Origin of the sequence: Parafrankia sp. Ea1.12 (genome assembly GCF_900465275.1) — a bacterium.
GTDB classification, from domain to species: Bacteria; Actinomycetota; Actinomycetes; order Frankiales; family Frankiaceae; genus Parafrankia; species Parafrankia soli.
This window is the reverse complement of sequence record NZ_UBIZ01000398.1, coordinates 1-22,033: the sequence shown is the minus strand read 5'-3', so window position 1 is coordinate 22,033 and position 22,033 is coordinate 1. Positions and strand designations below refer to the sequence as shown.

Sequence of the window (22,033 nt, the reverse complement as noted above, 5' to 3'; positions counted from 1 at the left end):
ACCACGGTCCAGCCGCGTTCCTCGGCGAGGTGGAACATGTGCACGAAGTTCGGGTCGGGAATACCGAAGATCGTCTTGATTCCCTCGGCTTCGAACAACTGGAGGATGCGCTCGTAGACTTTTACCGGCATATTCGTCCTTTCGGCAATAATCGCGAATCCGCCACGGATGCCGTCAACCTGCCTGGTTCGCGATGCGGGCGGGGCGGCCTGGACGCCCACCGCGCTCGTCGATCATTTGGTACGTGGCGACCTCTGGTGCGTGGCGACCTCGGCTGGTCAGGCCTGGCCCCGGTGGTCGCCTCGCCGGTCAGCTCCGCCCCGCGGTGCGGAGCGCGGCGTTGCGTCATCCGTCGACAGCCCGGCTTCGGCTCGCCAGCCTCGTTGGCCCGGCCTGTCTCGTTGGCCCCGGCTGCGCGGCGGCGGCCGGGATGCCGCGCTCCAGGGCGCCGCGGTCCTGTCCGTCGAGGGCCCGCGTTGGCCATCCGAACACCGCCTCAGGAGGAAGAGTGTATGCAATATAGGTCGGATGACCGTTTCGTTGCAAGGCTCTTGCAGTGCTTCCGGTCAAAGTGTATGCAATAAGGACGTCCGGCGCCGTCGGTCCGGCGCCGTCGGCCCGGCGTCCTCGGGTGCGCCTCGGTGCCTCCCGGCGTCTCCGGGCGGCTCGGGCGCGCGTCGCGATGCGCCAGGGACGAGTGGGCAGAACCCGTGAAGCACACCCGCCGGACTAAGGGCGGGCCGCGCCGGTGGCCGCGCGCCACTCGCCGGGACCCGACAGAACGGAGCTTGTGATGACGGACGCGTTAGGCTGGAGACTGAAACTGGGCGTGGTCACGCCCTCGGTGAACACCGTCGTGCAGCCCGAGTATGACGACATGCGGCCGCGCGGAGTGACCAACCATATCGCGCGTATCCATATCCCCGACTGGGTCGTCAACAACGATGAGGACTTCGACGGGCTCGTGCGGGACATCGACCGCAATGTCGATGACGCCGTGGGCTCCGTTCTGACCTGTGACCCGGCGTGCGTGGTGCTCGGAGTCTCCATCGAAGCGGTCTACGACGACCCGAAGGCCGGTGAGGCGATCCGGGATCGGCTGCGGGCCAAGTTCGGTGAGGATCTTCAGCTCATCCACGCGGGAGACGCGATCCCGAGCGCGCTGCGGGCGGTCGGCGTCGACGAGGGGCCCATCAGTCTGATCACCCCCTATCAGCCGTCCTCCGAGCCGCATCTGCGTTCCTTCGTGGAAAGCCGTGGCTACGAGCTGCACACCGCGGTCCACCTGCGTTCTCCGACGGCGGTGCAGATCGCGCACACCTCGGGGGAGACCCTGCGGCGTGAACTGAAGCGGCTCGCCGCCGACCGGCCACGGGCGATCGTCCAGTTCGGCGCGAACATGTGCATGGGCCGGATCGCCGCGGAGGCCGAACAGTGGCTGGATCTCCCGGTGATCTCGGTCAACACGGCGACCTACTGGTATGCGCTGCGCAGCAACGGCATCGACGACCAGGCGGAGGGCTTCGGGCAGCTCCTGGCCCACCACTGACCCCCGCTGTTGAAAGCCACCGCTGCTGAGGGCCAGGAGGCACGAATGCCCCACGACCACCCGACGGCATCTTCCTCGAGCGCGTACCCGGTGACGTTCTCCCCGATCGCGCTGGGGCCGCGCACGGCCCGCAACCGCATCTGGCTCGCCGCGCACGCCACCGAGTTCTCCACCGACGGCACCTTCGCCGACGCCAGCGCGGACTACTACGCCGAGCGGGCCCGCGGCGGCGTGGCCGTGATCACCATGGAGGCGATGGCGGTCCACCCGACCACCCGGCCACGGCGCGGCGTGATCCTGGCCTACGAGGCCGCGGTGGTGGACAGCTACCGCAAGGTCGCGGCCGCCGTCCAGCCTCACGGCACGCTGCTGATGGCCCAGCTGTGGCACCGCGGCCGGCAGACCGACGGCATCATCAGCCGTCTACCCACCTGGGCGCCGAGCCCGGTGCCCGACACGGTGTACCGGGAGATCCCGCACGAGGTGACCCGGCGGGAGATCGACGAGCTGGTCGCGCACTACGTCCTGGCGGCGCGGCACGCGATGGAGGGCGGTGTCGACGGCGTCGAGGTCCACGGGCTGGCGCACGGCTACCTGCTCGGCCAGTTCCTGTCCCCGGCCACCAACCACCGCACCGACGAGTACGGCGGCTCGTTCGACGGGCGGATCCGCATCGTCCGTCGCATCGTCGAGGAGATACGCCAGGTCGTCCCGGCCGACCGGGTGCTCGGGATCCGGCTCAACAGCAGCGACGGCCCCGGGCAGAACGGCCTCGACAACGCCGACTGGGTGCGCATCGCGACGGAGATCGAGAGCTGGGGCGCCCTGGACTACATCTCCACCACGCAGGGCACCTACCTGGACCGGATGCAGATCTACGGCACCTCGGCGGCCCGGTCGGCCGGCTACGAGGTCGCCGACACCGCCAACATCACCCGCGCGGTCTCGCTGCCGGTCGTGGCCGTCGGCCGGATCACCACCCCGGAGATGGCCGAGGACATCCTCGCGAGCGGCAAGGCGCAGTTCGTCGGTATGGCCCGTCAGCTCATCGCCGACCCGCTGTGGCCCGTCAAGGCCGAGCAGGGGCGCCCGGACGACATCCGTCCCTGCGTCGGTGCGAACTGGTGCGTCGCCTCCTTCGCCCGCGGGCCGCTGGCCTGTATTCACAATCCGCAGGTCGGCCGGGAGCGGCAGTTCCGCCAGGACGAGACACGGCAGCGCCGGCGACGGCGGGTCGCGGTCGTCGGCGGCGGCCCGGCCGGGCTGCGCGCCGCGCTGACCGCCGCCGAGCTCGGCCACCAGGTCACCCTCTTCGAGCAGGACGACACTCTCGGCGGGCAGGTCAACCTGATCGCGCGGGCGCCGTCCTACCGGGAGTGGACCGGCGTGACCGACTGGCTGACCACCCAGCTGGCCCGGACCGACGTCGCCATCCAGCTCAAGCACCGGGTCACGGTCAACGACCTGGTCGGCCGGTACGAGGCGGTCGTGGTCGCCACCGGGTCCACGCCGCTGCGCCACGGCTGGACGGCCCGCCGTCCCGAACGGTGGGCCCGGGACGCCGCGGCGCTGCCGGGTTCGGACCAGTGGAACGTCTACACCCCGGTGGAGATCCTCACCGGCAGCGTCGAACTGCCGAACCGGATCCTGATCGTCGACGACACCGGAGACCGCCAGGCGTTCATCACCGCCGAGTACCTGCGCCAGCGCCGCCACGCGGTGCACGTGGTCTCCCAGTACCCCCAGCTCGGACACGCCTTCGCCGACGGCCACGACCTTCCGTTCGCTTTCGGGCAGCTGCGGCGCTCCGGCGTCACCTTCACCCCGAACGTCGAAGTGAACGCCATCGACGGGGACACCGTCACCCTCACCGACGTCTTCACCGGGGAGACCTCCCAACTGCCCGATGTCGACGGTGTCGTGCTCATCCTCGGCAACACCGCCAACGACCTGCTCGCCCGTGAGCTCGACGGCGCCGGCCTTGACATCCACCTCGTCGGCGACGCGCAGGCTCCGCGGCGCATCTTCAACGCGATCTGGGAAGCCGACACCGCGGCCCGAACAATCTGAGGAGACCAGTGGACAACGGAGAAGTGCACGGGCCGTTGGCGGGATGCCGTGTTCTCGAGCTCGGATCGTTGATCGCCGGACCGTTCTGCGGGCAGCTGCTGGGCGACTTCGGCGCGGAAATCATCAAGATAGAGGACCCCGCCGGGGGCGACCCGATGCGTAACTGGGGTAGCCAGGCGCCGGGCGGGCTGTCGCTCACCTGGCCGATCATCGCCCGCAACAAGAAGTCCATCACCTGCGACCTGCGGGACGCCCGCGGTCAGGAGCTGGTGAAACAGCTCGCGGCGCACGCGGACGTGCTCGTGGAGAACTTCCGCCCCGGCACCCTGGAACGGTGGAACCTCGGGTACGACACTCTTTCGAGTATCAATCCGGGGCTCGTCCTCGTCCGGGTCACGGGATATGGGCAGGACGGCCCCTACTCGCAGCGGGCGGGCTTCGGCTCCATCGGGGAGGCGATGGGCGGTATCCGCTACACGACCGGGAATCCGGACCGCCCGCCGAGCCGCACCGGCATCTCGCTCGGCGACTCGCTGGCCGGCACGTTCGCCGCGCTCGGAACGGTCATGGCGCTGCTCAGCCGGGAGCGCAGCGGCCGCGGTCAGATCGTCGACTCCGCCATCTACGAGGCCGTGCTGGCACTGATGGAAGCTCTGGTCCCGGAATGGGAGCTGGCCGACTTCCGGCGGGAGCGCACCGGATCCATCCTGCCCGGCGTCGCGCCGAGCAACGTCTACACCGCCGCGGACGGCGCGGAGATCCTGATAGCGGCGAACCGGGACACCATCTTCATCCGCCTCTGCGATGTCATGGGCAACCCCGACCTGGCGACGAACCCGCACTTCCAGACGCACCAGGCACGCGGTGAGCACCTGGAGGAGCTCGACAAGATCATCGGCGAGTGGACCGCGACCCAGCCCTCGGCCCAGCTCCTCGACCGCCTGCACGAGGCGGGCGTCCCGGCCGGCCGGATCTACACGGCGGCCGACATGGTCACCGACGCGCACTTCAAGGCCCGCAAGGCCGTCGTCCGCCTGTTGCACGACCGCCTCGGTGAGTTCCCCATGCAGAATGTCGCGCCGCGGCTGTCCGCCACGCCGGGCGGGATCCGCTCGCTGGGCCCGGAGCTCGGCGAGCACAACGAGTCGATCTACGGCGACCTGCTCGGTATCAGCCCCGCCCACCGCGAACAGCTCGTCGCCGACGGCGTCATCTGACCACCACCAGTCGAACACGTGAACGGAGTACCGCGTGGCCATCACGATCTGCGAGGTAGGCCCGCGGGACGGCCTGCAGAACGAGAAGACGCTGCTCCCGACCGAGACCAAGGTGACGCTGATCCAGCGCGCCGTCGCCGGCGGCGTGCGCCGGGTCGAGGCGACGGCGTTCGTGCACCCGAAACGCGTCCCGCAGATGGCCGACGCCGAACAGGTGATGGCACAGGTCCCCCGCGACAGCGGGGTCTCGTACATCGGCCTGGTCCTGAACCGGCGGGGATTCGAACGCGCCGCCCGCGCGGGGGTCGACGAGGTCAACATGGTCGTCCTCGCCACCGAGACGTTCAGCGAACGCAACCAGGGGATGACGGTCGAGGCGAGCCTGCGTGCCTGGTCGGAGATCGCGGGCCTGGCACACGAAGCCGGTATCCGGCCCTCCGTCACGCTCTCGGCCGCGTTCGGATGCCCGTTCGAAGGCGAGGTGAGCCCGGACCGGGTCCGGGACCTGGCCCGCCGGGTCGTCGAGTCGGGCCCCGCGGAGATCGCCCTGGCCGACACCATCGGTGTCGGGGTGCCCACGCAGGTCACCGAGCTGGTGGCGGCCGTCCGTGACGTCGCCCCCGGCGTCGCCCTGCGGTGCCATTTCCACAACACCCGCAACACCGGCTACGCCAACGCCGTCGCCGCGGTCAGCGCCGGTGTGGAGACCCTCGACGCCAGCGCCGGGGGCATCGGGGGCTGCCCGTTCGCCCCGGCGGCCACCGGCAACATCGCCACCGAGGACCTCGTCTATCTGCTCGACCGGATGGGCGTCGCGACCGGCGTGGATCTCGGCGAGCTCGCGGCCACCGGCCGCTGGATCGGCGAGCAGCTCGGGATCGACGTGCCGGCGCTGCTCGGCCGCGCCGGCACCTTCCCAGGCTGATACCGAGGCGACATCTGGGAGTGTCCTCGGGGTGGTCGGCGCGGCAGGGCGGCGATCGTTTTCTGGATCTCGGTACCGCCATCATGATCAAGATGCTGGGGAGAGATCGGGACGGCGCAGACACGTGGCAGGGGCGCGGGACGGGCCCGGATTCGGGATTTATGCATTGGGTGTCGGCACCCGGTGATGTGTGGCGGGTGGGTGAGTCCTGGCTGTCACTGAACCGCCGCGGTTGCTCGGTACCCGTGCATAGGGGCCGGGCCGGCGTGAATATCTATCGCTTCCAGCCGTCTGCAGGGGCTCCGGCGTTCCCTCGCTCGCCGCCCGCGCGACGGCGCGTCCGCTGTCGCAGTCGCCCGGCGGCCGCCCGGTAGGTCGGATCGTCGAGCACGTTTCGCAGAGCATCGGCGATCGTTGCAGGAGTCGACCGTCGGGGTTACGGGCTGGACGCCTGAGGTCCGGCGGCGGTACTTTCTCGCGCACCCAGGCGGGCATGACGAAGCCAGGGCCGGGCGGCGGGATGTAGGTCGGCATGGGTGCTGTTCCGCGGTGGAACAACCACCAGTGCGTCAGTGTGCGTAGGTAGCCGGTGGCCTCGCGGAGCACCGCGTGGGTATGGTTACGCAGGACGACCAGAGTGCAGTCGGGCATCAGCGATGACAGGCTCGCGGCGTGGTCGATGAGGTCCGAGTTGGCGCCGTACACGGCGAGCACCGGCGCGGTGAACGCGGCCAGCCGAGCGGGGTCGAACGACGGAGTGGCGAGCATGTCCCGCCTCAGCGTGGTCTCGCGCAGCAGCCATCGAGCGGTGCACATAGTCCGCGCGACCGCGCGCCTGGCGTCGTTCGCCAGCCACTGCTCGACCTTCTCGTGCGAGGTCGCCGTAAGCACCCGGCTGAGCGAGTGTTCCATCTGCGCGCCGAGACCTTCGATGAGGAAGGGGGGCTCGATCAGGGTCAGACTCGCCACCTGCTCTGGGTGGGCGAGGCTGTAGGCCAACGCCAGTGTCGCTCCGTAGCTGTTGCCGACCATGTGTACCGGCCGGTCGATGCCGAGTGCGACCAGCAACCCGGACAGGTCGGCGAGGGAGCTGGCCATGTCGTACCCGTCGGGTGTCTGATCGCTGCGCCCGTGCCCGCGCAGGTCGTAGCACACGACGTCGCAGCCCGCGTTCGCCAGAAAGGTGCCGAGGCTGAAGTAAAAGCTGGACAGATTGTCGATCACCATGCCGTGCAGCGTGACGACGATCGGCGCGTCGGGATCCGCCCCGCGTGTCGGCGTGAGGTGCTGGACGTTCAGGCGGATCCCGTTGGCAATGACGTCAGCCATGGCTGGCACCGGACAGGCTATCGGCGATCAGGTAGACGACGTCACCGACGGACGATCTGATCGCTTCGGCCAGGTGCATCGTGGCCAGAAAGGCGACGAGATCGACCGATGATCCGTAACGGAGGCGCGTGCGGTCGGCCGGGGCTACGAACTCGATCCTTTCCAGGTCAGGATCCGTCTGGAACGTCGTGTCCCTTGTGACCTCCATACTGTCCGCGTGCTCCTCACCGACCACGTACCCGGGCGAGCGCAGCGAGCACGTCCTCCTCGAGTTCGTGACGGCCCTCAGAGCCGGTCGGGGCACCGGGTTTCAGTGATGTCACGGAACGTTCTCCTGTCCTCGGTGCGCATTGCTGCCGTACGCATCCAGGCCCTCTACAGTTCTCCGGCTAGGCCGCCCGACGGCGGGAGGATTCGCGTATCGCAGAGGTGACTCGGGGTCCGCCCTCGTCGGTGGCGGCGATGTGATGCGTGTCAGCGGATTCCACACACGGTTGACATGGCCAACAGTGCAATGTTGTGGAGTGTGAACTGGTCGGCTGTTGATCCGCCGAGACCGTAGCGCTCCCCCATCGAGGGGGTGGTTATTTTTCTGCTGGCAGCCATATCGGAGCAGCTGGCCTCAGCATCGCCGATAATCTGCGCGTCGGTTTTTCCCTGCGCCAGCCGAGGAAATTCCTCGCGGAATCTTCTGATATATGTTTCGGTGCCTTCCGAGTTGCCGGCATCAGTTCCCGGGCTCGCCGATACATACGTTATTCCGGTCGAGGGATTCGTAGCCGAGTTCTCATCCGGCGTGCTTGTCGTGTCACAAGCGGCTAGTGAAACCACGGCGATGGCGATGGCGATGAATGCTATTCGTCCGCTCGACCGGGAACGCCGGAGGCGTCCAGAGTCTGTGGGTGCCTGGATATCCGCAGCGCCTTCGTTTCTTTTCTGATAGAAATCCATGTCGTCAGCCCTCTCTTCTATGTCATATTTCCACCTGAACCGGGAAGGTTCAAGGGTGGTTCCGAAGCATTCATCTCTGCAGAGGAGGCGGTACGCGTTGCCCGGCACATTTCCCGCTAACTGACACCAGTCCTTGTCCGGCGGCAGGTGAGGTCGATGGGGGACCTGATAGCGGAGACGGATCGACGGGGTCGGTCAGCCAGACCGTGCGGGATGGGCGTGTGCGTGTGCGTGTGCGTGTGCGTGTGCGTGTGCGATCGGGTCGGTGGCGTCTGATGCGACATGCTTTGGAGGATCGCGTCGGCCATGCCGCGTTCGCCGCGTTCGTTGGGGTGGACGGAGGCGGCGGGGTTGAGGGGAATCAGTGGCTCGACCCAGCGGATGTCTCTCGGCGCGCAGGCGTCGCGGTCGAGGGAAGGGGTGTAGGTGTCGATGTACCCGGCGCCGGCGGCTTCTGCCTGCTGTTGCAGCATGGTGTTGAGCTCCTGCTCCTTCTGGCGCAGGTAGGTGATGTCGCCGGTTGTGAGTCCCATGGTGCGTGCGCAACCGACGCCGTCGGTGGGAAGGATTGCCGGGTATCCCACGATGTACACGTCGGCCTGCGGCGCGCGACGGGTGATCTCGCCCAGCGCGACGGACAGCTGTTGCCCTGCGGCCTGGATCTTCTCGTGTACCTCGTCGGTTCCGGCGGAGACGTACTTCCTCTTGCAGGGTGCGTAGTTCGAGGTGCCGCCGGCGAGCGCGTTGTAGAGCACGCCGGCCCGGACGCACTGATTGACCACCGAGGTGAAACCGATGTCGTTGCCGCCGATGCCGATCGTGACCAGCCGCGTTGTGGCGGAAAGGGCCGAGAACTGGGCGGGGTTGACTCCGTCCCCAGTGGACTGGGGCGAGGACAGGTCCGCGATCGTGGCCCCGGAACAGCTCATATCCGTGAAATCGGATTCCTCAAGATCCAGATTCTCGGCGATCAGCGTCGGGTAGTTGCGGTCCGAACGATCGCAGCCGCCGGGTTCTCCGATCTGGGAGGGGATTCCGGGACCGGCGGTATAGGAGTCGCCCAGGGCGACGTATGCCCCCTGAGCTGGCGCTGGCGCTGCAGTTGCAGTTGCTGTCCGAGTCGGAACCGGCGTCGTTGTCGTCTCGGGAAGCGCTGCGGCTGCCGCTGCTGGAGCTGAACCGCCGTCGTGGCGGTTGAGGGCGACCGCGGTGATCAGAGTGCCGCACGCGAGTGTGCAGACCAACCCGGCGCGTAGCTGAGTTCTTATCATTGCCTCCCACTTCCGTCTCGGGTGGCACTTCTGATGTCTGACCTGCGGGCATGGAAGGTAACCGCCGGTTGTGAATGATGCTCCGGTGTCGAGGGCGTCAGGCAGATGATCGTAGCTGCGCGGGAACGGCGAGCCGGCGTGGGTCACGATGAGTCGAACCTGAATGCCGGATCGAGTGTTGTGTTTTCTCGCGTTTCTGCAGGGATCGTTTAGGCCTGAGCCGGAAATGGCGACGCTCGGGGCAAGGTTTGCAGGTCGGGGCCGTGTACCGCGGCCTGGGCGTGGTGGTGTCCAGGCGCCGTGGGCCCGGCGGGGGCTACCGCCGGGCCCACGGGCCCACGCCGTGCACCCGCATTGCACAGGGCCCGGCGCGTACAAGGGGCAGGGCTGATCAGTCGCGCCCTACTTCCGGATGACGGCCTCTGTCGTCTGGCGGCCTACTGCAGCCCGCCAGGTGGTCGTGCATTTCTCGGGTCGTTCGGTCGGCGAGGAGCAGTTACAGCATCTTCTTCGCGGCTGTTCTCGGGCACCTCTTCAGTTTGTCTGAACAGGGATCGTCGGTCGTCGTGCGTTTGTCGACAACTGCCTACTGCGAACGCGGTACGCCGGCCTCCTACCCAGTACTCCTGATGGGGAGGAGTGTGATGGCTGTTAACCAGCGCGTTCGTGTCCAGGCGGAATAGGCCTCGGCCAGCCAGGCGACTCCGAGTTTTCAGTGGCTGTGAGGTTCTGGCATCCATGCTGCCTCGATCTGTTTGCGGGTTCGAGGGGGAATCTTCCCCGGCTGGTGGTGTAGCGGGCCACACCACCTCAGCCGGGCACCGGATTCGCCGTGTCGCGGGCGAGCGCGTGCCGGCATGTCAGAGGTCCTGGTACCCCTGCCCACGCAGATCGGTTTCCGGGAACATGCCAGAATCTCGGCCCGAGAACGGTACGCAGTGCCGCCGCGACGACCCGCACCGATGATTGAGAAGATAGGCATGAAGGCTGGGAGGAGGGTGGCCGGGGAAAGGCTGACGCGAGGCGGGCCTCTGGGCGCGGCCCGTCGATCGAGCGTGCGGTGGTACAGAGAACCGCGACCGGGCTGTGAGGTTCTGGGGCGGTCAGTCCGATGGGGTGGTTTGTAGCAGGCCGGACTGGTAGGCGATGACGACGAGCTGCGCCCGGTCGCGGGCGTTGAGCTTCGCCATGGCCCGGTGGACGTGCGTGCGGGCGGTCAGTGGGCTGATGACAAGGCGACGGGCGATTTCATGGTTCGAGTAGCCCTCGGCTACCAGCACCATGACTTCTCGTTCGCGGGCGGTGAGCGTCGTGAGGACTGCGGGGTTTGCCCGGGCGGTGGCTGTGGGTTCGGGGGCGGCGAGGAACCGGGCGATGAGGGCGCGGGTGGCTGCCGGGGACAGGAGAGCGTCGCCGCCGGCGATGGTGCGGATGGCGGTGAGGAGCTCGTCCGCTCCGACGTCTTTACCAAGGAAGCCGCTTGCTCCGACGTGAAGTGCCTGGGTGACGTATTCGTCGATTTCGAAGGTGGTGAGGATGAGGACGTGCGTGGCGGCGAGTGTTTCGTCGCCGCAGATGGTGGCGGTGGCGGCGACTCCGTCGGTTCCGGGCATGCGGATGTCCATGAGCACGACGTCCGGGTGGTGTTCACGGGCCGCTGCGATGGCTTCGTGGCCGTCCGCGGCCTCAGCGACGACTTCCATGTCCTCGCACGAGTCGATCAGAATCCGGAAGGTCGCTCGTAGGAGGGTCTGGTCGTCGGCGAGGAGCACTCGGATAGTCATCGTTTTCCGTTTTCGTGGGGTTTCTGGGTTGTAGTGGCAGGATGGCGGTGACGTGGAAGCCGACTTCGGGATGGTGTCCGGCCTCGAGATGTCCGCCGACGGACAGTGCGCGTTCCCGCATGCTGATCAGGCCGAATCCACTGTTCGAGGATGGGATCGACCTCACCGTGTCGGGCCTGTGGTCCCCATTGGCCGAGCTTTTCCCCCCACCACCATTAATGATCATTAGGGTGACGCTGTTGGGAGCGTAGGTGATGTCAACGCATGCGCTGTTGGTGGTGGCGTGTTTCGCCACGTTGGTGAGCGCTTCCTGCGCGATCCGGTATGCCGTGAGGTCGATGCCGGGGGAGAGCGGGGACGGTTCGCCGCGGGTGTTGATGGTGACCGTGAGTCCGGTGGCGGTGAACGTGTGGGCGAGTTCGGGGAGCTGGGCGAGTGAGGGGGCTGGTTCCAGGGGGGCGTCCGGGTCGTCGCTCTGCCGCAGGAGACCGACGGTGGCCTTGAGGTCGCGCAGTGCGGAGGAGGTGGTGGCGGTGAGACTGGCGAGGATCGGTTCCGCCTGGTCGGGGTTGGTGCGGACGAGGTGTGCGGCGGTGCCGGCCTGGGCGTGGGCGAGGGTGATGTGGTGGGCGACGACATCGTGGAGTTCGCGGGCGATGCGGGTGCGTTCGTCGGCGACCCGGCGGCGTGCCTCGGCCTCCCGGGTGCGTTCGGCGTATTCGGCGCGGGCTTTGACGGCGTCGAGGTAGTCCTGTTTGATCCGCCGCGCGCCGCCGAGTGACGCGGCCATCAGCAGCCAGGCGGTCGGGCCGATGGTCTTGAGCTCCAGGGGATAGCCGTCGGGGTCGGCGATCAGTGCGGTTGTGACCACCAGAGCGCAGGCGGGGAGGACGATGCTCAGGGTGGTTCTGCGGTCGGTGTGCGCGGCCAGGAAGTAGAGCGCGGCCATCGCGGGAGCGATCATCAGCGAGGTGAGCAGGTAGCCCAGGCCGGCCAGGACCACGGTGCAGGCGATGGCCACCACGGCGGTCGCGCGGGGATGGCGCTCGTTCCAGAGCAGGGCCGTGCAGGCGACGGCGGCGAGCAGGACCGCGGGGTACGGGGAGCTGTCGTGGGCGACAAGCTGCGGGTTGAGTCTGCTGGCGGGGCCGGCGGCCACGAAGGCCAGGAGCGCGATCACCACGGTGCCCCGGTGATGGTCCTGGATGTGCCGCCACCGGCTGGTGATCGTCATAGCGGGTTCCTGTCGGGTGCTGTGGCCGTGGCGTTCACGGTACGGGGCCCCGTCCGAGGACCGCGGTGTTGTGCGCGGGCGGTCCTCGGACGGGCGGTGCTCACCGGGCGGACGCGGATTCCAGGGTGAGGGGCTCCTCGAGGCCGGCGGCTGGCGCGGGAGCGGCTGGCCGGCTCAGCGTCTCGCCCTCGACGTCGATGTGGGGCAGGACCCGGTCGAGGTGGCGTGGGATCCACCACGCCTTCTCCCCGAGAAGGGCGAGGACGGCGGGGACGATGGTCATGCGGACGACGAAGGCGTCGAGCAGGACGGCGGTGGCCAGGCCGAACCCGATCATTTTGATGATCGGTTCGGCGGTGCCGATGAAGCCGGCGAAGACCGCCATCATGATCAGTGCGGCGGCCGCCACCACGCGGGCGCTGTACCCGAACCCGGAGGTGATCGCGTCCCGGGCCTTCTCGCCGTGGACGTGGGCCTCGCGGATGCGGGCGACGAGGAAGACCTCGTAGTCCATGGCGAGGCCGAAGACGATACCCACCATGAAGATCGGCATCATGCTCATGATGGGTCCGGTCTGGTGGAGGCCGATGAGCCCGGCGAGCCAGCCCCATTGGAAGACCGCGACGACCGCTCCGAGGGCAGCCAGGACGGAGAGCAGGAACCCGAGGGCGGCCTTGAGCGGGACGAGGACCGAGCGGAACAGCACGAGCAGGAGCAGGAACGCCAGGCCCACCACGATGGCGAGGTAGGGGACGAGTGCGTCCTGGACCTTCTGGGCGATGTCGATGTTCACGGCGGTGGTGCCGGTGACCTGGAACGTCGCGCCGGTGGCGGCGGTGACCGTGGCGCGTTGCGCGCGGATGGTGTGGACGAGGTCCTTGGTCGCTGCCTCGCTCGGTCCGGTGGCCGGCACCGCGGTGAACACCGCCGTGTCGCCCGCGGTGTTGAACCGGGCGGCCGAGACGGAGACGACACCGGGCGTTGCGCCGATCCTCTGGGTGATCGTGGTGACCGCCGCCTGCGCGTCGGCGGAATCTGCCGCGTCGACGACGACGGTCAGCGGGCCGTTGAAACCCGGCCCGAAGCCCGCGGCAAGGTCGTCGTAGGCACGCCGCTCGGTGGTGGAGGTGGGCTTCGCCTCGTCGCCGGCCGTGCCCAGGCGCAGGTCCAGGACGGGCAGGGCGATCGCCCCCAGCGCGAGTACGGAGAGGATGAGGACGGGCAGCGGGCGGCGCAGGATCAGGTTCGCCCAGCGGGTGCCCGCGTTGGGCCCGCGGCGCTCGGTCTTCTTCCTTGTCCTCTTGCGTGCGGCGCGTGGGAGCACGGCGCGTTGGAAGAAGCCGAGCAGTGCCGGGACCAGGGTCAACGCGACTCCGACGGCGATACCGACGGTGCCCGCGGCGGCCAGGCCCATCTTCGTCAGGGTCGGGACCCCGACGATGAACAGGCCGGCCAGGGCGATCACGACGGTGAGTCCGGCGAACACCACCGACGACCCGGCGGTGCCGGTCGCGATCGCCGCGGCGTCCTGGGGTTCCAGCCCGCGGGCGCGTTCCTCTCGGTAACGGGAGACGATGAACACGGCGTAGTCGATGCCGACGGCGAGTCCGAGCATCATCGCGAGGGTGCTGGTGGTCGAGGACAGGCCGAGGGTGCTGGCCAGGGCCATGATCGAGGCGATTCCGACGCCGACGCCGACGATCGCGGTCAGCAGCGGCAGTCCGGCCGCGGCCAGGGATCCGAAGGTGATCAGCAGGACGAGTGCGGCGATCGCGATTCCGACGGCCTCGGTCACCCCGCCCGCCCCCGGTCGGGTCGTGAGCGCGTCCCCGCCCAGCTCGATGGTCAGGCCCGCTGCCTGGCCGTCTGTGACCGCGGTTCGCAGGGCTTCCTTGGTGGCGTCGGTGAGATCGTCACTGATCGCCGTGTAGGAGACCGTGGCGTAGGCGGTCGCCGCGTCCGTGCTGACGGCCCCGCTCTGGAAGGGGTTCACGGCGCTGGCGACCTGTGGGCTGGCGGTGGCCTCCGCGACGACCTGTTCAACAGCGGCGCGGTTCTCGGGTGTGGTCAGGGTCTGGCCTGGTGGGGCGACGAAGACGATGCGGGCGACCGCCCCGTCCGCTCCGGTGCCGGGGAAACGTTCGTCCAGGAGGTCGAACGCCCGCTGGGATTCGGTACCTGGCATGGAGAACGCGTCGTCCGGGGCGGCGGGCGCCCTGGCCGCGCCGAAACCGACGGCGACCAGCACTCCCACCCATAGCAGAAGAACGTATCGGCGCCGCCGGAACGACAGACGGCCCAGCCGATAAAGAAAAGTCGCCACGGGGGAGATCTCCACATCTTCTCGGGTACACGAGAAGACTGCGCGAAACCGGTGGGTCCCGTCGTCGTCCGTACGCCGGCACTTCCGGCTACGAAGAACGCAGTACCCGCGACCCGGCCCGTCATGCTTCTACTGAGCCTGCAGTAGCCGAAAATGACTGCCTCCGGCCGACGCGGAAGCGGGCCACTCCGGTGCACAGTGGTCGAGGTCCCCAACGTGACCAAGAAACGGCGTCCCGTTACCCGGCTCCGGGTTGGGCGCGACACACCACCAGCGAACGGCGATGCCGCGCCCAGGAACTCGACGCGGCGCGGAGTGGAGATGTTCGGTGAACCACACACCCGACGGCGACGAACACAAACCCGCGGACACCGCTCACGACGGCTCCGTTCAGGCACCGGGCCGGAGACCTGGCCCGGACGGCGACCGGCCAACCTGGGACCTGCACGGCCCGTCCCAGCAAGCGGCCCCGCCACGGCAGGCCCCTCATCGGCCGACTGGACCGCCGCCACCCGCCGACGCCTTCCGCCCGGGTCGACCAGTGCGTTCCCCGGCAGGAAGCGCGCAAGACGCGCCGGAGGTCACCCCGCCGCCCGGCAGGACAACGGAAATGATCGGCAGAGCCGGGATCGGCAGGAGTGTCCCGACCCCGGGCATGCCAGCCGGGCCAGAGGCCCTGTGGAGGGAGCGGATCCAGTCCATCCCATCCGCCGATCCCCAACCCGCTCACGCGGCCTGGGTCGACAGCGGAACCCACCCACCCACCGGGAGTCGCATCGGTACGCAGACCGGCGAGGACCACTACCGGCAGGCACATCCGGACGCGGGGGACAGTGCCACCCCCGCGGGTCCAGACGGTCACCCGCCTGCCGTCGGCCCCGGAGACGGATCGGTCTCCCCGAAGCGCCGCCGGTGGCGACGACGCCGACGGATCCTCGCGATCGGCGCGGTGGTCCAGCTCGTGGTGCTCGTGGCGGGCGACCGGTTCGCGGTCTCGGCCGCCGAGGACCAGATGGCCAAACAGATCGAGGCGAGCGTGACCGAAAGCCTCGCCTGCGATGTCATCCCACCGACCGTGAGCAATGTCAGCATCGGCGGATTCCCGTTTCTCACCCAGATCATGTTTGGCACGTTCAAGAACATCGGAGTGAGCGTCGAGGGAATCTCAACACCCGGCCCCCGCATCTCGTCGGTCGAAGCGCACCTCAAAGGACTTCACATTCCAGTCAAGAAAATCCTTACCAACAGCGTTGGTGAGGTTCCGGTCGACGATGTTGAAGCAACGGTCCGTCTCGACTACGACGATGTGAACACGTTTCTGGCCGACCAGCCCGGCAAGATCCAGATCAACCCGGTGGACGGCGGAGAGCAGGTCGAGGTCTCCGGCACGGCCGACGTGCCGATGCTCGGCGCCCAGGAGATCGGCGGTGTCACCACCTTCGAGGTGCGGGACAACGAACTCACCCTGGTCCCCTCCGAAGTCTCCCTGCGCGGGGGACTCAACTTCAGCATCCCCGTGCCCGGTGGCGTGGGGGAGCTGCTCCCCTCGGTCCCGATCCCAGTCGGAGGCCTGCCGTTCGACCTCAGCATCGTCGAAGCGTCAACCGACGCGTCAGGCCTGTCGCTGACCGCGACAGCCAAGGACGTCGTCCTTCCCGAGGCGGAGGCACGAACGCGCCAGTGCCCGCCGGCGGACAACAGCGGGAACTGACCTCACGCCCTCCCGTCCAGGGACATGGCTGCTGCCCGAGCCTGATACGTCGACACCCGTCTCCTCCGGGCCATGGCGCACATAGACCCGTCACAAGGTGGGTTGGCACCGTTCCCGGGCGCCGTGACGTGCTGATGCGGGTCCGCGCCTGCGGCGTCGACGCCGCCTTCCTGCGTAGGGGCGGCACACTACGCCGCCCGGATCGTCCGGTGACCCCGATCCGCCTCGGCTCGTTAACCCCGGAACGCTCCCGCCGACATGATCGGCTCCGGAGGATCGCTCGCCGCCATGCGCGAATACCTACTGATCGAAAACGCTGTGTCATTCTCTGGGAGTAAGGCGGGCGGCGTGTACTGCATTCTCCGTAGCTGGGATTGTCGGCACGTGGACGACGACGGGACTGGCCTGGTCGGACAGGCTGGCGCGGTACCTACGGAGACATCGAGATACCTACCCATCACCAGATCGTTCAGAAGGCGACCTGGTCGCAGCCACCCCCGCCAGATCGGTCAGCGACATCCTCCCTCGGCAGGCAGGCAGGCAGGCAGGCGTACGAGAGGAAGAGGCATGGCCAGACAACTCGCCTTCGTCACCGCGGCCGCCGCGTCGCTGGCCGCCTGCAGCGCGTCCAGCACACCGACCGGGGACTCCGTCGTTCATCAGTCTTCCTTGGCGCGGTGCCAGAAATTTGGCGGATCATATCATCCTCACCCTCCGCGTGCCGCGCGCGCTTCCAGTCGGTGGCGTAACGCGACGGGGATGACGGGCAATGTGTAGAGCACGGCTGGTTCTGCGCGATGAGAGCGGCGTCATAATTTCTGGGTGCTTGCCTAACGTACCGATCGGCCGGCACGAGCAGGGGGTTGAAGGGGCATGTCGGCAGAAGAGTGTGAAATGCGCCGGGGTCGTTCATGGTAAGCATGTCATTTCATGCACACGGCAAGGCGACGTCCGCATCCCGCAACGTCGCGCCGCCCCCACGGGACTCGTGGTGGCACAGATCACGGATCGGCCGCCTGACCTCGACGGCCCTGTCCATCGCCGGCCAAGTGCTCCTCCTTGACCTGCTCTACATGCTCTATCGGATGGGCCGGCATCTGGCCGTCGGCCGGGAATCGCAGGCCCTGGCGAACGCCCGGGATGTTTGGAACCTCGAACGACTGCTGTATCTCCCCAACGAGTCCGCGATCCAACAGCTCGCACTGCATTCGACCCAACTCCTGGAGCTGGCGAACCGCGTCTACACCGGCGTCCACTTCCCGGCGTCGACCGCCTTCCTCGCCTGGGTCCTGGTACGACACCGCAACGCGTGGCCACGGGTGCGGACGGTCATCCTCGCCTCGACCGGGGTCGCCCTGGTCATCCACATCCTCTATCCGCTGGCACCACCCCGGTTCCTCCCGCAGACACTGCCGGACGTGACCTTCGTGGACACCGGAACGGTCTTCGGCCCGTCCGCCTACACCGCGGGCGACACCGTAGCCAACCAGTACGCCGCCATGCCCAGCCTGCACGTCGGATGGTCGATCCTGGTCGCCTGGGGCGTGGTGACCATCCTGCGGTCACGGGCACGATGGCTGATTATCCTGCATCCACTGATCACCATCGCCGTTGTTGTGATAACGGCCAACCACTACTGGCTGGACGGCCTGATCGGCGGCGGTCTGGTCGTCACGGCGGTCCAGCTGACCCGGCCTGAGGTCCATGCCCGGATGCGGCTATGGCGCATCTCAGTCAGAGAGCAGCTACGTGGACGGGCCCACGACCTCGACCCGATAGCAGCCAGCACGCCCCCCTCGACAGACGACCTCGACGGGGCATGGCGCAGCGACCCGTGGACGGCCGATGTCGGGACCCAACAGGACCGCAGCCCTGCGGCCAGTACGGCTGCTGCCGGTGCTGCTGATGCCGGTCGCGCTGCCAGCGATGCTACGACGGCATCAGCCGCCCGGCCGGCCCTGCCTCCGGCGCGTACCGGCAAGCCGCCGCCGGCGGTCCGCTCCTGAAAAACTGAAATCTGCGCTGGCATCTTGGACATCCGACGCCGGTCTCAAAGGGCGTGGTTCGAGCGATCCCTTGCCACATGATCAAGCGCAGGACCGCGCACCCGCGACTCCATAGGAGCCTCGACTCGGCAGGCTACGGTTTGCGGGCTATTCCGCCGTACATGTGTACGTGAGCATCGTCCACGGCAGCCGCTTGCTCGTCGGGATGCCAGTGGTTGACGAGCACTACTCCGGGGTCGAGCAGTTCCAGCCCGTAGAAGAAACGCTCGACCCCCGCTTGGCCGCGCGCGACCAGCGGAATGCCGTTGGCGTTGTACGCGGCCACCCCGACTCGAACCTCCTCGGGCGCGCTGTCGGCCGTGCAGGTGGACAGCGCCAGGATGCTGCCCGCCGGCAGCGGACGCATGATCCGATCGATGAGGTCCTTGACGACGGTGTCGTCGACGATGAAGTGCACGATCGCGATCAGGCTGACCGCGATCGGCTGGCTCAGATCGAGTGTTTCCCGCAGCTGGTCGGACTCCAGGATCGTCTCCGGGTCGCGGAAGTCGGCGTCGAGATACGCGGTCCGACCCTCGGGGGTGCTGGTGAGTAGCGCTCGGGCATGCGCCAGGACGATGGGGTCGTTGTCGACGTAGAGAATCCGACATGATCGGATGGTGCATCGACGTGCCGCCCGTCCACCGGTCTCGGTCTCGGAGTTCACCGGCTTCCGGTTCCCACCCGAGGTGATCGTGCTGGCGGCCCGAAGGTTGATCATGCGCCTCCGCTCCGCCCAGACGATCAGCACCGGGCGCGCTCTGTCCAGAACATCCGCCGCGGACATTACGAACTCGCTATCGAGACCGAACCCCGGCTCCGCCTATCGGCTGCCTTCACCGACTCGCCCTCGCTGTCTGATCACCGGGTCCGACCGGGGCCTGGCACGCCACGCCTTCCCCGAATGCAACAGCCCCGTCGATGCCAGGGATCTATTGGATGCGGGTCGGTTGCGCGTAGGCGAGGAGCGCGTCGCGGTCTGCCGGCAGGACGAATCCGGCTTTGATCGTGCTGTCCGCGGCGGTGGTGTATTTCTGTAGGTAGGCGTCACTGGACGAGTAGAGCGCGGTGAGACGCTCGGCGGGCAAGGGTGTCGTGGAACCGAACAGGCTGCAGATCACGGAGGGGTTCGGGCCGGGGGTGCCCGACAGGACGTCGACCGGTACGTCTACGGGTGGGGTCCGCACGCCGCCCCGGGCGATGCCGTCGGCGTCGCGGGCGACCTGCGGCGGGCTGTTCTGGGTGACCTCGAGCCGCGGTGCCGTGGCAGGCAGCGTCCCCTCGCTTACCCATTCCTCCAGGGCGTGCAGTGCCGCCTTAACGACGACGTGCATGGGTGCATTATTGATCGCTCCGCAGCCGAGTGCGTCTGCGAACGGCCCGACTGTGTGTGCGTCAGCGTGCGCGGCCCCGGCGACCTCCCAGAGGCGGAACTGGCCGCTGTCGGGTTGGCGCGAGACGACGGAGTTCAGCGGGGCGCGTAGGTCCCCCTCGGCTTGCACCTCGAGCACCGGCACGTCGGTGTCGGCCCGGATGATCACAGGTGAGGTCGCCGTCTCGGAGCCGAGGCTGGCGGGCTCACCGGGCGCGACGAGCGGAAGGCCGCCGCTGCCCCGGCTGTGGACGAGGAAGCCGTCGAACTCGCGCGTGAGGGGTTGCACCCCGTTGAGGTAGGTGACGAGCGCGTACGCCGACTGGGACTGTCCCGCCGCGAGCACGTGCTGCGGCTTCAGGTCACCCATCGCCACGCCGCCGGCACGTACCCCGCGCGCGGCTTGGGTGAAGATGTCGAAGGAGTACCCGTCGCCGGGTTGGTTGAGCGAGCCGTACCGTGCGGAGTCGGTATTGACCAATCCGCCCGCGGTGGCGCTACCGCCGCCGGTCGGGGTGAGCGCGGGGCCGCCCATGACGCCGATGCGCTGCGCCGAGACACCGACCCACGCGTCGCCCTGCCGCATCAGCTCCTCGTGCGTGCTCGACCACACGACGTCGGAGTCGGTCCCGGAGCTGACGTTGAGCCACTCCACGACGACAGTGCCGCTGAACTTGTCCGCGGCTGGTCGCCGTACGAGCACCCGGGTGGTGTACGGGGCGGTAGTGCCGGGTTGGAATGTCCAGCGCCCGTCGGCACCGAGCGCACCCCGCGGGTCGTACGACGTTGCCGTCCCCGACGCGGCGTACTCGGTCTCGACGTACCCGGTGCCGGCCAGGTCGACCTTCGTCGGGGAACCCAGGCCAACACCATTGCCGCCGCTGAGCTCGTGTAATTCGGCAGCCGGTCCCGCGGGTCGCGGCGGTGCTGTCGGAGTCGTCTCCGTCGCCGTGTTCGACGTCGGCCCCGACCCGTCGGAACATGCCGACCCGAATACGGCGACGGCTAGGAAACAGACGAACGCCGAGACATGCCTATCTGTTGAGAACTTGCGCTTTCTGGCCACGTTCTCCAACCCCAATCGTTTCTATGGAGGACACTGCTGCCCGGGTCATCAAACGTGACCTCCGTCCGCTCGGAGGTGCTGGCCAGCGGTGACGACCGACATGAGGCGGAGCAGGCGGTCCGTGAACTCCTCGGGATCGAGCGGGTCCTCGCCGTCGATCAACCAGTCGTTGATGACCGCTGCCATCCCGCCCGAGAAAAACGCCGTCAGGTCCTCCACCGCGGCTTGGTCCAGCTCGCCGAACAACATCCGCATGACCGGCCGTTGGAGTGAGCCGAGCACACCGTTCAGTGCCCTGGTCATGGCGAACGCGCACGAGCCGGTCAGCATCGCGCGGTAGAACGACCGGTGGTGGGCGAAGTGCCGCGCCGTTGCCAGTGCCCGCCGCCGCCCGGCCTCGGTGCCGCCCTCGAGCTGCGGAAAGAGTTCCCGCCTGACCAGGTCGATCGCGGCCTCCACCAGAAGCGACTCACGATCACCGAACTGTACGTAGATCACTTGCCGGCTCACGTCCGCCACCGCGGCGAGGTCGGTGACCGGGATGGCCGCCGTGCCGCGCTCGGACACCAGGCGCACCGCGGCCGAGAACAGAGCCGCGCGTGAGCGCTGCACCCTCCGGTCGAGGGGGCGGGGTACCTGCGGCGGCTCGGGGTGCACGAATCGATAATAGACATCCGTCCACAAAGCGACAAGTGTCAATTATCGCTGCCGTCGGGCAGCTTGACCGCACCAGCTGTCCCACTGCACCTGTGGGGTCGCAGAAGTCGGCCTGGGCCTGTTACCTGGGGTGATGCGACGACGCGGGGCCGGCGGCGTGATGGTCGGCTGTGTCCGTGCGTCTGCTCTGTGCCTCGCGGGTTTTCTCGTCGCCGACGGGCACTATGTCCGTAAGATCAGCCGCGCCGTTGTGGCTCGTTCGTATTCGTTGATCAGACCACAGAGGGACAGGCAGCCCGCTGTCCCGACCAAGCAATCATCCTCGTGACCAGCAGGAACACGACTTTGCGGTGACCCTGGGTGCAGAGGGGTCCGGCAGGCCGTGTGGTGTCATAGGCGCAGCCCTCCCTGTCAGACTCGTGTGAGACACCCTCGCGGGTGCGGGTTGGCTACGGAGGGGTGATCGGAGATCCTTGTGTTCGTGGAGTCAGAGTCGCAGGAGAGCCCGGGCGAGTCCCCGCCGTCGCGT

General features: G+C 68.1%; 15 protein-coding genes and 2 pseudogenes. 7 read left to right on the top strand and 10 right to left on the bottom strand.

Going from position 1 to position 22,033, the window contains the following annotated elements; genetic code table 11:
• Positions 1-793: 793 nt before the first annotated feature.
• From FMEAI12_RS22970 to FMEAI12_RS22955, 4 genes are read left to right on the top strand one after another with little or no spacing between them, the layout of a single operon-like run.
• Complete coding sequence (locus tag FMEAI12_RS22970; protein ID WP_112107793.1) at positions 794-1,549, top strand: IgiC; 756 nt, start codon at positions 794-796, stop codon at positions 1,547-1,549.
• A 45-nt stretch (positions 1,550-1,594) separates the two neighbouring features.
• Positions 1,595-3,619 (top strand): FAD-dependent oxidoreductase, encoded by a 2,025-nt coding sequence (locus tag FMEAI12_RS22965; protein ID WP_112107792.1) that lies wholly within the window; start codon positions 1,595-1,597, stop codon positions 3,617-3,619.
• 8 nt (positions 3,620-3,627) lie between these two features.
• A complete protein-coding gene (locus FMEAI12_RS22960) occupies positions 3,628-4,836 on the top strand; it encodes a CaiB/BaiF CoA-transferase family protein (protein WP_112107791.1) in 1,209 nt (402 codons plus the stop codon).
• 34 nt (positions 4,837-4,870) lie between these two features.
• Positions 4,871-5,761, top strand: coding sequence for a hydroxymethylglutaryl-CoA lyase (locus FMEAI12_RS22955; RefSeq protein ID WP_071066929.1), 891 nt, complete (start codon positions 4,871-4,873; stop codon positions 5,759-5,761).
• Positions 5,762-6,202: 441 nt separating this feature from the next.
• Here the strand turns inward: FMEAI12_RS22955 and FMEAI12_RS22950 are convergent.
• The 7 genes and pseudogenes from FMEAI12_RS22950 to FMEAI12_RS22920 form a co-directional block, all read right to left on the bottom strand.
• Positions 6,203-7,090 (bottom strand): annotated as a pseudogene (locus FMEAI12_RS22950) (alpha/beta fold hydrolase); the annotation flags it as partial.
• The gene (locus FMEAI12_RS22945) at positions 7,083-7,325 is read right to left on the bottom strand and encodes a hypothetical protein (RefSeq protein WP_146776757.1); all 243 of its coding nucleotides are present in this window, start codon (positions 7,323-7,325) and stop codon (positions 7,083-7,085) included. The pseudogene FMEAI12_RS22950 and the gene FMEAI12_RS22945, both read right to left, overlap by 8 nt.
• Positions 7,326-7,564: 239 nt before the next feature.
• A complete protein-coding gene (locus tag FMEAI12_RS22940) occupies positions 7,565-8,149 on the bottom strand; it encodes a hypothetical protein (protein ID WP_235014338.1) in 585 nt (194 codons plus the stop codon).
• Positions 8,150-8,157: 8 nt separating this feature from the next.
• The gene (locus tag FMEAI12_RS22935; protein ID WP_235014336.1) at positions 8,158-9,459 is read right to left on the bottom strand and encodes an SGNH/GDSL hydrolase family protein; all 1,302 of its coding nucleotides are present in this window, start codon (positions 9,457-9,459) and stop codon (positions 8,158-8,160) included.
• Positions 9,460-10,415: 956 nt separating this feature from the next.
• Complete coding sequence (locus tag FMEAI12_RS22930) at positions 10,416-11,096, bottom strand: response regulator transcription factor (protein ID WP_112107788.1); 681 nt, start codon at positions 11,094-11,096, stop codon at positions 10,416-10,418.
• Complete coding sequence (locus FMEAI12_RS22925; RefSeq protein ID WP_112107787.1) at positions 10,999-12,330, bottom strand: sensor histidine kinase; 1,332 nt, start codon at positions 12,328-12,330, stop codon at positions 10,999-11,001. Before FMEAI12_RS22925 ends, FMEAI12_RS22930 begins: the two co-directional genes overlap by 98 nt.
• A 100-nt stretch (positions 12,331-12,430) precedes the next feature.
• Positions 12,431-14,653, bottom strand: coding sequence for an MMPL family transporter (locus FMEAI12_RS22920; protein ID WP_112107798.1), 2,223 nt, complete (start codon positions 14,651-14,653; stop codon positions 12,431-12,433).
• Positions 14,654-15,614: 961 nt separating this feature from the next.
• Between FMEAI12_RS22920 and FMEAI12_RS22915 the strand changes: the two genes are divergently transcribed.
• Positions 15,615-16,364, top strand: a complete 750-nt coding sequence (locus FMEAI12_RS22915) for a DUF2993 domain-containing protein (protein WP_368672100.1) — start codon at positions 15,615-15,617, stop codon at positions 16,362-16,364.
• Positions 16,365-17,275: 911 nt separating this feature from the next.
• A complete protein-coding gene (locus FMEAI12_RS22910) occupies positions 17,276-18,370 on the top strand; it encodes a phosphatase PAP2 family protein (RefSeq protein ID WP_112107786.1) in 1,095 nt (364 codons plus the stop codon).
• 133 nt (positions 18,371-18,503) lie between these two features.
• Here FMEAI12_RS22910 and FMEAI12_RS22905 read toward each other — a convergent pair whose 3' ends face one another.
• Entirely contained in the window at positions 18,504-19,130 is a 627-nt protein-coding gene (locus FMEAI12_RS22905) for an SAM-dependent methyltransferase (protein ID WP_235014334.1), read from the bottom strand.
• Between FMEAI12_RS22905 and FMEAI12_RS38555 the strand changes: the two are divergent.
• Positions 19,120-19,415, top strand: a pseudogene (locus FMEAI12_RS38555) (hypothetical protein); the annotation flags it as partial. The gene FMEAI12_RS22905 and the pseudogene FMEAI12_RS38555 sit on opposite strands and share 11 nt — an antisense overlap.
• Here FMEAI12_RS38555 and FMEAI12_RS22890 read toward each other — a convergent pair.
• Complete coding sequence (locus FMEAI12_RS22890; protein ID WP_112107795.1) at positions 19,342-20,847, bottom strand: alpha/beta hydrolase domain-containing protein; 1,506 nt, start codon at positions 20,845-20,847, stop codon at positions 19,342-19,344. The pseudogene FMEAI12_RS38555 and the gene FMEAI12_RS22890 sit on opposite strands and share 74 nt — an antisense overlap.
• A gap of 48 nt (positions 20,848-20,895) precedes the next feature.
• Complete coding sequence (locus FMEAI12_RS22885; protein WP_165938724.1) at positions 20,896-21,504, bottom strand: TetR/AcrR family transcriptional regulator; 609 nt, start codon at positions 21,502-21,504, stop codon at positions 20,896-20,898.
• Between the last annotated feature and the right edge of the window lie 529 nt (positions 21,505-22,033).

Bases quoted from the DNA above. Each gene is read 5' to 3' on its own strand.
- FMEAI12_RS22965 (WP_112107792.1), top strand. From the start codon at position 1,595: ATGCCCCACGACCACCCGACGGCATCTTCCTCGAGCGCGTACCCGGTG.
- FMEAI12_RS22905 (WP_235014334.1), bottom strand. From the start codon at position 19,130: ATGATCAACCTTCGGGCCGCCAGCACGATCACCTCGGGTGGGAACCGG.
- FMEAI12_RS22925 (WP_112107787.1), bottom strand. From the start codon at position 12,330: ATGACGATCACCAGCCGGTGGCGGCACATCCAGGACCATCACCGGGGC.
- FMEAI12_RS22910 (WP_112107786.1), top strand. From the start codon at position 17,276: ATGGTAAGCATGTCATTTCATGCACACGGCAAGGCGACGTCCGCATCC.
- FMEAI12_RS22930 (WP_112107788.1), bottom strand. From the start codon at position 11,096: ATGACTATCCGAGTGCTCCTCGCCGACGACCAGACCCTCCTACGAGCG.
- FMEAI12_RS22970 (WP_112107793.1), top strand. From the start codon at position 794: ATGACGGACGCGTTAGGCTGGAGACTGAAACTGGGCGTGGTCACGCCC.